13 protein-coding genes are annotated in these 13,566 nt (G+C 54.6%); 5 read left to right on the top strand and 8 right to left on the bottom strand.

What is annotated here, in order from left to right:
• Window positions 1–5: 5 nt before the first annotated feature.
• Entirely contained in the window at window positions 6–956 is a 951-nt protein-coding gene (xerD, locus tag CA54_RS01705) for a site-specific tyrosine recombinase XerD (RefSeq protein WP_146369149.1), read from the top strand.
• Between the two features lie 24 nt (window positions 957–980).
• Here the strand turns inward: xerD and CA54_RS01700 are convergent, their stop codons facing one another.
• The 8 genes from CA54_RS01700 to CA54_RS01665 form a co-directional block, all read right to left on the bottom strand.
• A complete protein-coding gene (locus CA54_RS01700; protein WP_146369148.1) occupies window positions 981–1,475 on the bottom strand; it encodes an ExbD/TolR family protein in 495 nt (164 codons plus the stop codon).
• A gap of 108 nt (window positions 1,476–1,583) precedes the next feature.
• The gene (locus tag CA54_RS01695) at window positions 1,584–2,066 is read right to left on the bottom strand and encodes an ExbD/TolR family protein (protein ID WP_146369147.1); all 483 of its coding nucleotides are present in this window, start codon (window positions 2,064–2,066) and stop codon (window positions 1,584–1,586) included.
• A gap of 81 nt (window positions 2,067–2,147) precedes the next feature.
• Window positions 2,148–3,041: a MotA/TolQ/ExbB proton channel family protein gene (locus CA54_RS01690; protein ID WP_197532123.1), complete on the bottom strand. Its 894-nt coding sequence runs from the start codon at window positions 3,039–3,041 to the stop codon at window positions 2,148–2,150.
• Window positions 3,042–3,199: 158 nt separating this feature from the next.
• Window positions 3,200–4,351 (bottom strand): tetratricopeptide repeat protein, encoded by a 1,152-nt coding sequence (locus tag CA54_RS01685; protein ID WP_197532122.1) that lies wholly within the window; start codon window positions 4,349–4,351, stop codon window positions 3,200–3,202.
• A 293-nt stretch (window positions 4,352–4,644) separates the two neighbouring features.
• On the bottom strand, window positions 4,645–5,874 hold the full coding sequence (locus CA54_RS01680) for a hypothetical protein (protein WP_146369145.1): 1,230 nt from the start codon (window positions 5,872–5,874) through the stop codon (window positions 4,645–4,647).
• Entirely contained in the window at window positions 5,864–7,357 is a 1,494-nt protein-coding gene (guaB, locus tag CA54_RS01675; RefSeq protein ID WP_146369144.1) for an IMP dehydrogenase, read from the bottom strand. Before guaB ends, CA54_RS01680 begins: the two co-directional genes overlap by 11 nt.
• Before the next feature lie 117 nt (window positions 7,358–7,474).
• The gene (rsmA, locus tag CA54_RS01670; RefSeq protein WP_146369143.1) at window positions 7,475–8,407 is read right to left on the bottom strand and encodes a 16S rRNA (adenine(1518)-N(6)/adenine(1519)-N(6))-dimethyltransferase RsmA; all 933 of its coding nucleotides are present in this window, start codon (window positions 8,405–8,407) and stop codon (window positions 7,475–7,477) included.
• A gap of 54 nt (window positions 8,408–8,461) precedes the next feature.
• Entirely contained in the window at window positions 8,462–9,058 is a 597-nt protein-coding gene (locus tag CA54_RS01665) for a riboflavin synthase (protein ID WP_146369142.1), read from the bottom strand.
• A 303-nt stretch (window positions 9,059–9,361) separates the two neighbouring features.
• Between CA54_RS01665 and CA54_RS01660 the strand changes: the two genes are divergently transcribed.
• The 4 genes from CA54_RS01660 to CA54_RS01645 all read left to right on the top strand — a co-directional run bounded on the left by CA54_RS01660 (window position 9,362) and on the right by CA54_RS01645 (window position 13,009).
• Window positions 9,362–9,928 carry an LOG family protein gene (locus CA54_RS01660; protein WP_231962929.1) on the top strand — a complete coding sequence of 189 codons (567 nt, stop codon included), beginning with the start codon at window positions 9,362–9,364 and terminating at the stop codon, window positions 9,926–9,928.
• A 63-nt stretch (window positions 9,929–9,991) separates the two neighbouring features.
• Entirely contained in the window at window positions 9,992–10,672 is a 681-nt protein-coding gene (locus CA54_RS01655; RefSeq protein ID WP_146369140.1) for a hypothetical protein, read from the top strand.
• Window positions 10,673–10,809: 137 nt separating this feature from the next.
• Entirely contained in the window at window positions 10,810–12,120 is a 1,311-nt protein-coding gene (locus tag CA54_RS01650; protein WP_146369139.1) for an aminotransferase-like domain-containing protein, read from the top strand.
• Window positions 12,121–12,325: 205 nt separating this feature from the next.
• Window positions 12,326–13,009 carry a YkgJ family cysteine cluster protein gene (locus tag CA54_RS01645; RefSeq protein ID WP_146369138.1) on the top strand — a complete coding sequence of 228 codons (684 nt, stop codon included), beginning with the start codon at window positions 12,326–12,328 and terminating at the stop codon, window positions 13,007–13,009.
• Window positions 13,010–13,566 lie beyond the last annotated feature (557 nt).

Below are 13,566 nucleotides of genomic sequence, written 5' to 3'. Positions count from 1 at the left end.
TATTTATGCCACCACGTAAAAAACCACGCAGTGCGGCGGCGGTGGCGGCGACGGGTGGGCAAAATCCGGCGCAGTATCTCACATCGTTTCTGCAATATCTCGAAGTCGAATGCGGTATGTCCGCCAACACACTGAGCGCTTATCGTTCGGATTTGGTTCAGTTCTTTACTTGGTACGCAACGCAACGGACCGTGCGGGTTGCAGATGTTGATCTCAAATTGCTGACCGGTTATCTACAACATCTCAATGAACGGCAGTTGGCTCCCACGACCGTGTCTCGACACTTAGTGGCGATCAAAATGTTCTTCCGCTATTTAGTGTTGGAAGGCATTTTGTTGCAAAACGTGGTCGACCTGCTCAACTCGCCCAAGCTGTGGCAGTACTTGCCGACGGTGCTCAGCCCTGACATGGTCGACAAATTGCTGGCAGCGCCTCAGGGCGAATTCGACCGGTACCCTCGACGGGATCGTGCGTTGTTGTCGCTCTTGTACGCCACCGGTTGCCGTGCTTCGGAGGTCTCCGATTTGACGTTATCCGACCTGCATTTGGATGAGAACTTCGCTCGCTGTGTCGGCAAGGGAAATAAGGAACGGATCGTCTCGCTCAATCCGCTCACTGTGGCGGCGATTCAAACCTATTTGGAACAGGAACGCCCCGAACTGGCCCAGTTCCGTGATGCGGATTGGTTGTTCATGTCGCGTAGCGGCGGGGGACTGTCACGGATTTCCATTTGGCGATTGGTGAAACGCTATGCCGCACGGGTCGGCGCCAGCCAGCGAGTCAGTCCCCACACACTGCGCCACAGCTTTGCCACACATCTGTTGGCCGGCGGCGCGGATATTCGCGCGGTGCAAGAACTGTTGGGGCATGCCAGCATTTCGACAACGCAGATCTATACGCAAGTCGAACACAGTCGGCTTAAAGCGGTCCACCGTGCCTGCCATCCCCGCGGCTAATTGGCGAGACGTTCTACCCGGCAGTCATTCCGCTTTGCGGGGTTGCGAGAATTTAATTTTCTCGATGTATTTCACCGGTTGGCCTTTGGAGTTCACTTTGCCGGTGCAGGCGCTGATCGCTTGGACGGTGTAGCGATAATGCAGACCAAAATCAGCATCGATCTCGACCTCCATGTCGCTAGTCAGCGGATTGCCGGGCTTGCCAATAACTCTGAGGATTCCGGTGTTGAGCCGTTCAAAGGCGACATCCGTGTTGCCCAGTTGTTGGTTATTCAATGAGACTCCGGCCAGTTGCCCGTTTTCGTCGGCCGTCAGGCGAACTTTGATCGGCAGTGTTTGGATATCTTCATTTGATGGGGCCGGAGCGCCGATCGGCATATTGATACTGAAGTCCCCCTCAGAGGAAACGACCTTCAACGTCAACATGAAGAAAATCAGCAGCAGAAACACCACGTCGATCATCGGCGCCATCTGTGCTTCAATGCGGCGATAACCGCTGCGCTGTTTAGAAAATCGCATGGAATTCTCGTCCGTTCGACCAATCGTTGCAAAACCGCGGTGCGCCGCCTCCGTTGGGGAGCACAGCGCGATGACCTAGCGACCGACTTTGTGGGAGGCTGAGTTTCGTCAAGGCTCTTCCGACTTGGCCTTGAGGTGAAATTTTTCGAACTTGGCTTCGCGACACAATTTAATCAATTCTTGAATCATCCCCGTGGGGACTTCGGCGTCGGCACGGATGATCACTGTTGTTTTGATGCTGTCGTTGGCGACCTTGTTTTTCCGTTGAAAGAACTCCGCTTCGAGATTTAATTTTGCCGCCATGTCCGAGATGCGAATTTTTTCGTCACCGGCATAGAAGACAAACGGTTCGGGATCGAGCGGATTCCCATCCTCATCCCGTACGAAACCGATATTGAGCACCAACTCCTGGTCGGGCTTGACTTTAGTCGGTCGTGCTAAGTCGCTACTGGGGAGTTTGACCCGCTCGTCCGCCTGAGTCGCTTCGAAGTTGATGATCACCATAAAAAACGCGATCAACTGAAACACGACGTCGATCATCGGCGTCATGTCGGCTTCAGACAAAAAGGGATCGTGTTTATGGAATCGCATGCGGTGTTCTCGAATTCACTTGTCGCTCGTGTGGAAACGCGATCACCGTGCGGTCAATCGCAACAAACCACTCGTGATCCACTACTCCTTGGACGCTTGTGAGGACCCGCCCGATGATTTTCGCGAAGGGGTCAACTGGGTGATCAAACTTTCGCTCACCATGCCGACTTCGCTTGACAACCGTGCCAAGCGGTTGCGAAGTACCAGATAAGCCACCATGGCGGGGATTGCCACAATCAACCCTTCGAGTGTGGTGAACAACGCCGTCGAAATCCCTTCGGCTAGTTGCGCCGGTTTGGGACTGGTTTCGCTGTTGGCGATCACGCGAAAGGAGGCGATCATACCGTACACCGTTCCCATCAGTCCGAACATGGGAGCGATTGAACCGATTAACGCCAAAAAGCTGAGCTTGTGTTCGATTTCCATCGCCTCTTGTTCGCCGGCCTCTTGCATGCCTTCCATGGCCTCTTTTTGTCCCCGGCTGATTTTACCCAATCCGGCTGTCATCACCCGTGCGAGATAGGAGTCGTCGTTGCGTGCTGTGTCATAAGCCGTTTGATAGTCCTTTTTCGCGATCTGCTGTTCGAACGTTTCGACGAAGGCGGGGGGGATGAAAATGTCACGGCGGATCTGCAGTGCATTCATCACGGACAACGCCACCATGACGAATGAGAGCAATAACAAGATCAGACCAAAGACTCCCGAAGCTTCAATCATCCAAAACAGTAAGCTGCGATCGCCTGATTTCTTGGCGGGGGTCGCTGCTTCAGCTGCGGGCGGCTCTGCGGCGGCGGGAGCGGGAGCGGCGGCAGGCTCTGCGTTATCGTTGGCGGCTGCGGGATCCGCCTGGGCGTGTACCGAGGCGGGGCCGATACCCGGTAGGTCGGCGGCCGCAAAACCAAGCAAAATGCCGGAAATTACCAACCATGACCAAAAGCGAATCCGTCCACCCGGCATACCAAAGCGGTTCAACATGTTCTGTTCCCCTTATGATCCGGCCAATTGCCGGACGTCATTGCGTAGAGCAAATTTCTGAATTTGTGATTTTGCGAACCGCAGAAACGGCGAAGACTTGGTGACTTACATTGTAAACCTGATGGTGACTCAAAATCCAGCAAAGGTGTTTTCAAACCTCAGTTGTCGTTCAATTGCTTGACCCACCGGCTCTCCGGAAATTTTGTTTCCAGCTTCATGCGGGCATCTTCCCCCCGCTTTGTTTTACCGACTTTCGGCCACAATCGCGTTAAATAGTACAGTGCTTCGGCATGCGGCCCTTGGGCTTGAAACAAGAGCGTATCGACGTGCAAAAACGACAAGACGGCTAATTTGTTTTGATCGGCCGCCATGTGGCATTTGCCTTGTTGAATGTAGGCGTTGGCCAGAACCTCTTCATCGGTAATGTTCGTATCGGAAACAACTTGGTCTAGAATTTCTAGCGATTCGGCATATTTCTGTTCGCGAACCAGGCAGCGGGCCAGTCCCAACTTCGCTTCAAACTGCTTGTTTTTTTCACTGGGGGACGATACATCCATTTTGATTACAGCATCGAATGCCGCCTTGGCAGCTGCTGTGTCATCACCACCCTGCGATAGCAGAATACGCCCTTCGCCGATTTTGGCTGTCATCTGGTATTCGGGCAGCGAGGATTTTGCTAGCTCCTGATAACTGCGTTCCGCATTGTCCCAAGCTTGTTGTTGAGTGTACAACCGGCCCAAGAGCTCGAGGCTTTTGTAGTAATGGTAGCTTTGCGGGTACGCCTTGAGAAATGCTTCGAGTTGAGCGACCGCATCGGCATCGTCCCCCTCGGATTGCAGTGCCAATTCCGCCGTGCAGTTCGCGATGCCGAATTCTAGGTCGGTCTTTAACTCTGCCGACGGGGAATTGATCGAACCTTGAATTTCCTCGTAGTCTTCCAACGCTTCGGCAAATCGTCCGCGGCGTTCATCGCCGCGCGCGATATTGAGTTTCGCCGGTTCCTTCGACCATTTGATTGCAGCCACGTCGTTGGCCGGAATTTTGACCGTTCGCGAGAGCGATTTCACCGACACCGAATCTCGGGTGATTTCAGAAACATCGCCGCTGACGGTCTTGTTGGTACTTTTTATCGTAACCGTGTCGGCCCCGTTGACCGTTGATAATTGTCCCGTCAGCACGACGAACATGGCACACAAACCGGCACGGAATACGCGGCCATTGGTCGCGAGAGCGGTCAAAGCGACTAGCTGTTCCCGATGTTTTTGCGACGTGGGCCGACTTATCCCGGTAGTGAAACTGATGTCTGTCATTTTGTTTTCGTCTCCCTGAAACCCAAAAAACGCCGCATATTTGTAGAAACGAGTTTTCAGGCGGCGCATTGCCGCAAAAAACAAAAAACCGCATCGAAAATATTCGATGAGGCACACTCGGTGAACCGGCGCATGTCAACGGGTTGGTCAACGTGCGTGTGAATCTGCGACGGTTGCCTCTTTAGAGCTACACTAGAGTTATACACTAGATATACACAAAAACACCCCCGTCGCGGTACCGCGACGGGGGTGATTCTTTTCCAAATTTTATGATTCAAGCGCGAAAGCCGGACCTACGGGAAGGCGTAGATCATGCCCGTATAAAAGGCGCCTGTGCGGACGGCGGCATCGGTATTCCACGGCACTTGATAGTACAAGTACGGGGCACATGTACCGGGACGGTACCAGCCCAGAGCGTATTGCTCCTCGCACATCGGATTGATTGACATCTGGTAGGGCAATCCGAAGAACTGCAGGCCGAATGTCCCAAAGGAGACAAAGGGTTGGAGCAAAGCATTGTGAGTATGGCCGTAACGCTCCAAGCTCACATCCTCGAAATACAACGGATAATGCCAAAAGTCGGTGGCCATCCATTGATAGTCGACGTGCGCCAAATTGCGGTGTTGATACAACTCATCCCCTAAGTCGACCACTTCGGGAAACTGTTTGCCTTGTTCGCTCTCGACGATACCATCTGGACGTGGGAAGACGTTGCGGTAGGGATCGGTTTCCAAAACTCGCTGGTCCGGCTCGTAGTCGAAGTACGGCTGAATTCCCGATAGCGGTTTGAGGTCTTGGGGACTGCTAATCAATTCCCCCAGTGGTTGGTCTTCAGGACGGTCGTCGAAGTTCGGAACTTGAGCGACGCGTGCCGGTTCGGCGTAGGTCGAATCGGTTGGCTCAGTTGCGGGCTGTTCGACGGACAAGTATTCATTGCCCGGTGAGTAATTCTCGACCGGTGCATATTGCTCAACTTCAGGAGCCGCGGTCGTATTGATGCGGATACGTGGGAATTCTTCTTCAATTTCCTGGTAAATCGAGTCGTCTGCTTTGGCCGGAGCTTGTGAGAACGTCGCAGCATCCTGTTCGACTAATTCAGAGGCGGGGAAGTCGCGTAGCATCTCGTCGTCTGCTCCGTCGGTGTCGATTAAATCGGAGCGCTCCGCAGGCAGTACCGGTTGTTCGTGGCCTGCATTGAGGAACTGATCGGCATTGGGAGACGGTTGGCGTCGCGGTGTTTCAAACACTCCAATCGCCGCATCCTCACCCGCATCAGGTTTTGCGGCGAAAGGCCGCTGCTGCGGATTGATCAGCGTCGCATCGTCCGCTGCGTTGTTGAGGCTCTCCCAGCGTTGCTGGGGCGAACGATTTTTTAGCCGGTCCAACGGCGATAGATATTGCCGTTGGCCTGTATTCGCGGGCGCTGCACTGCGCTGCGACTGTTCCTGGCCCTGAGTCCCGCTGGCCGTAGCGGCGACAAGTAGGATGCACGAGGCGGTTATGGCGGCGCATTTAGCCGGCATCCACCGGAGCGTGCTCCACCGTGTAGTTTGGTGCTTCTTGTGTGATACTAATGTCATGCGGATGGTTCTCCCTCACCGTCGCCGCGGAAATCTGTATGAATCGCGCGTCTCTCCGCAACTCGGAGATTGACCGCGTGCCGCAATAACCCATGCCAGCACGCAGGCCCCCAATCAATTGATAGAGAAAATCATGCAGAGGCCCTTTGTAAGGGACTCGGCCTTCAACTCCTTCAGGTACTAACTTTTTGTCCGTCTTTGCACCGTCGTTCGACAGGCTTTGGCGGTAACGTTCGCTACTGCCTTTGACCATCGCCCCCAACGATCCCATTCCCCGGTACCGTTTAAAACTGCGGCCTTGAAACAGGACCTGTTCTCCGGGACTCTCCGCCAAACCGGCCAGCAAACCGCCCAGCATGACGGTGTGCGCTCCGGCGGCGATTGCCTTGGCAATATCTCCGCTGTATCGAATTCCTCCATCGGCGATCACCGGAATTCCGGCGTCTTGTGCAGCCTCCGTCGCGCTGGCTACCGCGGTAATCTGCGGTACACCGACGCCCGAAATCATTCTCGTCGTGCAAATGCTACCGGGGCCGATCCCCACCTTCACCGCGTCCACTCCAGCGTCAATCAAATCACGGGCGCCTTCTTTGGTGGCGATATTTCCCGCAATTACATCAATTTCCCAACGCCGTTTGATTTCCCGTACGGTCTCCAAAACGTTCTTGGAATGACCGTGCGCGCTATCAACCACGAGCACGTCGACACCTTTGTTGATCAAAGCTTCAACGCGCTCGAAATCGTGGACACCGACGGCGGCCCCCACACGCAGGCGTCCTCGCAAATCTTTGGACGCCAGTGGAAACCGCAAATTCTTGTCAATGTCCTTAATCGTTATTAACCCTCTCAGTTGATAATTTTCGTCAACCAGCAAGAGTTTCTCGACTTTATTTTCTCTTAAAATCCGCTGCGCTTCCTCCAAGTCGGTGTTTTCTCCCGCGGTGACCAAGTTGTCTTTGGTCATAACCTCCGAGATCCGCGTCGCTTCCGACTCAAGAAACCGCAAATCGCGGCGTGTTAAGATGCCGCGTAAAGTTCCGTTTTCCGTAATCGGTACTCCGCCGATATTCCGCGAATCCATGATCTCACAAGCTTCCCCCACCGTCGCTGAGGGGGGCAACGTGACCGGATCGACGATCACGCCATGCTCGCTCCGCTTGACGAGGTCGACTTCGAGCGCTTGGCGGTCGATGGGCAAGTTTTTGTGTACGATGCCAATGCCCCCTTCTTGAGCCAAGGCAATCGCCATCTCGCTTTCCGTGACCGTATCCATCGGGCTACTGATCACGGGCAGATGCAAGGGAATATTTTGCGTCAGCCAGGTACTGACATCAACCTCTGATGGCATCACCTCGCTATAGGCCGGCTCCAGCAGCACATCGTCAAAAGTAATGCCCCGGTAAGCCAATCGTTCGCTAAATTTCATGACGCTCTCCTGATAAAAAATTATCCCTCCCCCGATCGCGACAATTCCATCGATGTCGTTGGTCGAGGCTCGTTTCGAGCGGGACCGGGGTGGGATACAGGTTTTTATAGTCTTCGTTTATGTGGGGTCCGCTGCGATTCGTGCCGGCACATCTAATGCGGCGCGAAATGCGGCGGCTAAGTCCACCAAGGTTTTGACGTCCAACTCTTCCGCCCGCGCCGTCTCCTTGAATTGGAACGGGGCCAGAATGGAGTCGATGTCTGGTTTGCTGAATTGTTTACGGTACATTCCCACCAACACGCTCCGCAGCAATTTGCGACGATGATGAAAGAGCCGGCGGACGAAATCTTGAAAGAAATCGCGATCCAAAATCCGCTTTTTCAACTTCGCATCGGGCAGCAGTCGCACAATGGCGGAGGTCACCTTGGGACGCGGCCAAAATACAGACGGCCGCAACCGTTTGAGCGTCTTCACCCGTGCCTGGGCTTGCAGCCAGACTGACAACGCGCCGTAGTGTGACGATCCAACCCGTGCCCCCATGCGTTGCCCCAATTCCCACTGTATCGTAACGATAATCGCTGACCAGGGGAGTTCGGTCTTGACCAGATTCGAGACCACCGGCGTGGCAATCACATAGGGCAAATTGGCGACAAGCTTCAGTTTGCGCCCCGGTCGCTCTTCTAGTTTCTCCGCAATCGCTGCCAAGACTTCCGGTGCGAAAGTGTTTTTGTTCTTCAGCGCGTCGCAGTTGAGCAACGTTACATTATCGAACATCATGACCGCTTCGCTGGCCAATTTGTGCATCACCGGGTCGACTTCGACCGATATCACCTCCCCCGCTTCGGCTGCCAGCATTGCTGTCATGCTGCCTGTGCCGGAACCAATTTCCAGAACCAAATCGTCGGGCGTCAAGCGCGCCTGTTCGACGATGTATTCCACCAAATTCAAATCGATCAAAAAGTTTTGACCAAGAATTTTGCGCGGACTGATCCCGCGTGAATCAAAGAGATCTCGCAAATGTGTTTGCGTTTGCCGCTCGGCTTCGGACATTCTGGGGAGGCTTGAGGCTTGAGGTTTCAGGCTTGAGGGAAAGTGGCAGCGAGGTTAACGGGTCGCACCCAACATTTTATCCATGTATTTTCCAATGATATCTGTTTCGAGGTTCACGCTATCGCCGACTTGTTTTTCGCCGAGCGTTGTCACCTCTAATGTGTGCGGAATCAGGGCGACGCTAAATCGGTCGGTTTCGACTTCGACGAGCGTGAGGCTCACGCCTTCGACGGTGATCGAGCCTTTGGAGACCATTTGATAGGTCAAAGCCGACGGCGCGGAGAACCAAATGGTGATCCATTCGCCATCGGATTCGATGTTTGCGACTTGGCCGACGCCATCGACATGTCCTTGGACGAAGTGCCCGCCCAATCGTCCGTCAGCCGGGAGTGAGCGTTCCAAGTTGACGTGACTTCCAACCGTAAGTTGGCCCAGCGTGGTTTTTGCCAGGGTCTCGGGCCCCGCTTGAAAACTCCAGACCTCGTCCCGTAGGTCGATGACTGTCAAACAACACCCATTAATCGCGATGCTGTCGCCCAGTTTTCCTTCGCCGGCAAATTCGGTGGGAACCTGAATCTCCAGGCGCACACCCGCGTCCTCCTGACGAATTTCCCGCACAACACCTTGGCCTTCGATCAGCCCGGTGAACATTGATGACTCGACTATCTTTGGAAGGAACGGACTGCCAACTCTGTCTCCCGAAACCGCACTGCCTCGGCTGACTTCGGGTGAATCACTTAGCTTGACGAGTTCAACACAATTCGTCTAGGCCAGCGACCGCCAAAATCCTGTTGCCGTGGCGGATTTCCCTTCAGCGGACTAGATTTTTCGCAATCATGGCCAAACAATCAACCATTCCAATTTCCCAACCGACCGCCAGCTCGCCAATTGAGCCAGGTTTCGTCATTCTCTGACCCTTCAACAGAATCAGTATTCCCAGCTATGCGAATTTGCGTGTTTTGCGGCTCCCAAACAGGTAGTCGCCCAGAATATCATCAACAAGCGGCCGAATTGGGGCGACTCTTCGTCGAACAAGGACATTCCCTGGTCTATGGCGGAGGGCAGGTCGGCTTGATGGGGATCATCGCTGATGCGGTCTTGGCCGCCGGCGGAGAGGTCGTCGGTGTTATCCCCGAGCAACTGGCAACCAAAGAACTGCTGCACACTGGCGTCACCGTCATGCATCGCGTGGATAGCATGCACGCGCGGAAGGCCAAAATGGAACAACTCTCCAACGCCTTCGTCGCCCTGCCGGGCGGTTACGGCACTTTGGAAGAACTCCTGGAAATCATCACCTGGGCTCAGTTGGGCATCCATCGAAAAAACATCGGGATTCTCAACACCTCCGGCTATTTCGACGGCTTGATTGGTCTGGTCGAACACGCGATTGCTGAGTCGTTTATGCGACCCGATCACCGCAAACTTTTGGTCGTGGCAAACAGCCCCACGGAACTGTTAGAGCGTCTACAGGAACACGAGTTGCCAACCACACGCAAGTGGTTCCGGGCCGAGGATTCTTAGAGCGCCGCTGATGGTTGCTGGATCACATCCCGCTCAAATCTCACAAAAGGAAACGATTCACCGATGCCCCGATTTCTCATTGTCATGCTGCTAGTCGTAACGCTGGTCTCCTGCACCGAAACTGAATCGACGTCCCCGCCTGAGGAGGCGGAGGTTGCAGGACAGGACCAGGTACCCGACAAAGGCTCTTGGGACTGGGAAGCTGAATTTCAAGAAATGAAAACGGCATTGGCGCTTGGCAAGGAGGACGCTGAGAAATTGCGGGCTGCTTTTGAATCGACAGGCCAGGAAATCGAAACGTGGTGGACGAACAAGGGCGACGAATTGATCAAACGTGAGGCGAAAATCAAACAAGCTGTCAAGGAGCGCGACTTAGCCGGCGTCAAATCGGCCACTGCAGCAGCCCGCCCACTCCGGAAAGAGATCACGGAACTGATCAAACAACGCAAGCAGGAATTGCTACTCGTGCTGCCACCGGAGTCGCAAACACAGTGGCAAGCGCACCAAGTCGCTGACATGTTTTTCGATATCGCCGAAGAACTGCAGCTCACCGACGAGCAAGTTGAGCAGGTCCAGGCCGCGGCGCTCACTGCGGTTGAGTCTTCAACTCAAGAGACGAATCCCCGCGCCGCCGCCTATCTAAAACTCGAGAAATCGATTGAGCAATCCATTCTTGAAGGGGGACAGATCGCCAAATTTGAAACCATCAAACGCAATAACCCCATGCGGTCGCTCAGTGAATAAACAGGCGAACCTTTGAGCCTCAACGGCCTCCTCTGTCGTAGTCTGCCAATATTCGCGGTTTGCCGTAGCACGCCCTCTCCGTACAATGGAAGTTCAGGGCTACGCTAGTTAATGAACCGTTGAGCGACCTATTTTCGATGAGCACCCAACAAGAAAACACCAACGCACCTCCCCCGTCGCGGCTCAGTTTGCGCCGGCATTGGGGGGGCGATCAGCCGATTAGCTTTTTGATGCAGCAGGGGGTTGCCAATCCCGACTGTATTTCGCTAGCGGCGGGATTGGTGGATCAAGGTAGTTTGCCCGCCAGCGAAGTTCAAGCCGCGCTGCAAGAGATGCTGGCGGACGACCATCTTGCCAAACGCGCTTTGCAATACGGCACGACGCATGGCAACGCCGAGTTGCGCGGGCAATTGCTTGGGCATCTCGCGCGATTGGAGCATGTCGACGTTGACGCGTTGGGCGTTGATGTCAATCAGGTGATCCTGACAACCGGCTCGCAGCAATTGTTGTCGATCGTGGGAGAAATCCTGCTCGATCCCGATGACATCGTCCTGGTGGCTGCTCCGACGTACTTTGTGTATTTAGGAACGCTCAACGGACTGGGTGCGCGGATCATCCCCGTGGCGACCGACGAGGATGGCATGCGGATGGATGCGCTCGCAGCGAAACTCGAGGAAATCGAAGCTGCCGGGGATCTGGATCGTGTGAAATTGATCTACTTGGTCAGTTACTACGAGAATCCCAGCGGCATCAGCTTGTCCGCACAGCGGCGCGCTGAGGCGGTCGCGATTGCCCAACGATGGTCGAAGTCGCAGCGGATTTACATTTTGGAGGATGCCGCTTATCGGGAATTGCGGTATGACGGCCCGGAATTGCCGAGCATTTGGAGTTTTGATACCGACCGTCAAACGGTGATATTGGCGAAGACATTCTCTAAGACTTTTGCGCCTGGATTGCGAATTGGCTTCGGCGTTGTGCCGGCCGAATTAGAACGTCCCATTTGTGATCGCAAAGGCAATGAAGATTTCGGTTCGGCGAATTTCAATCAACATCTGCTATCGCAGGTGTTCCGCATGGGCCTCTATGACTCGCACGTGGCAAGCCTACGGGAGATGTACACGGCAAAACGCGACGCCATGTTGAAGGCTGCGGAAACTTATTTCGGCAACATTCCCGGGGTGAGCTGGGTGCATCCCTATGGCGGGTTGTATGTCTGGATGACCTTACCCGAGTCGTCCGATACTTCGCTCGATGGCCAACTGTTCCGCGAGGCGGTGCAAACCCACGGCGTGATGTACGTGCCGGGCGAGTTTTCCTTTGCCGGCGAGCGCGCCGAGCGACCCAACCATCAGATGCGGCTCAGTTACGGCGTGCAGGATGCAGCCGGGATCGACCTGGGGATGCAGCGTCTCGCCGCCGCTGTCAAAAGCGTCCTCGCAGAGGTGTGAGGCTCACAGGTTTTAAGATAGCGCCCGCGCCTCCTGTGGCTGTCTCCAGATCGCCGCACTGCTCCTCTCAATAGTTGTCGAATCATCAACTTCGACTCAACCGATGGTATCGATTATTTCGATAACAACGTTTGAAGGGTGGCTCGATTTTCTAGTGTCCACCTCACTTGCCGAGGCGCTTGCCAAGAATCCGAAAGGGCCATCCATGAGTATGTGTGACTCGTGCCATGCCGGCTGTTGTCGCTCATATGCCGTGCCGATTTCCGGCGCAGACATCATTCGGATTACGTCCGATTTGGGACTCTCCTTTTGGGACTTCGTCTGCCGTTGGGAGGATCCCGACGGGGAAATCGCCCAAAAGTACGCTCCGCATTTTCATTTTGAAGATGAACCGGAAATGCCGTTTGTGATGTGCCTGATCCGCGGCGAAAGTCAAACATGGCCCGGCACCGGGAAATGCATGTTCCTGGAAGAATCGCCCGTGACCAAAGAGCATCCCTTGGGAACAGCCAGCTGCGGTATCTACTCCAGTCGGCCCGCCGCATGTCGAGCGTTTCCCACAAAACTGAATCCGTCGTCCGAATTGGCCATCATTTGCGATGTTCCCGATCGAGGACGACCGAGCACCGACCCGATCTATGAACTCTGCCCCGGGCCGTGGGAAAAAGAGGATTTTGATGCAATCCACACGGTGCAGGATCTGATCGTCGCCGAATACGAGATGCAGTTCTTCAATCGCATCGCCTCAGCCTGGAATCGCCAGCCCGGCCCGTTTTCCGCCTTCCCGGACTTTGTAAATACGGTGTATTCACAACGGATCCGCAAGCAAACTGCCGAGGACGTCGCTCGCAACGACCGTCCAGATAGCGACCTCAAACGCGCTGCCTAAGCGGAGTCGACAACGCCGCTCAGGAATAACTTGTGCACGCGGACGCGATTGCCGGGGGTTGGAAATCACGAAGGCGCATTGTCCGGCACAGATCGCACAATGCGATCGCAAGCATTTGGCTTGGATTTTCAACTGTCGCGCCCGATAAACTGTATTCTATCTGTGGCGAAGAGAATAACTGACACGCTTGTTTGCGGACGAAGGTCGCCCTGCGCTCTCAATTCACCTGTCGTCAAAGCTTCGCACAATTTGCTAGGTTGACAGCCCGGCTTCCCCCGGCCGCTGACTCGGCAAATAAAAAGTGAGAAATGATACGGACGTGGCGAATTTAGCCTGTTATAATGCCGCCAAGTTCGTAGTCACTTGAGTAGCGTGTCTTCAACTTGGAAGGGCGAGGCTCCTGCCGGGCCGCGGTGTAACCTAGCGCTGGCTTCGGCCATGGGAATTTCGACCTTTCCCTACACGAAACGCCTTGATACGGCTCAGCAACAGCTTCGCACTCCCGTGACGCTGAGAGGCGATTGCAAAAATATATTTTGAATACACGCTCTTAGGAT

The organism is Symmachiella macrocystis (genome assembly GCF_007860075.1).
Lineage (GTDB): Bacteria > Planctomycetota > Planctomycetia > Planctomycetales > Planctomycetaceae > Symmachiella > Symmachiella macrocystis.
The sequence above is the reverse complement of the archived record's forward strand: the minus strand, read 5'-3'. Positions and strand labels throughout refer to the sequence as shown.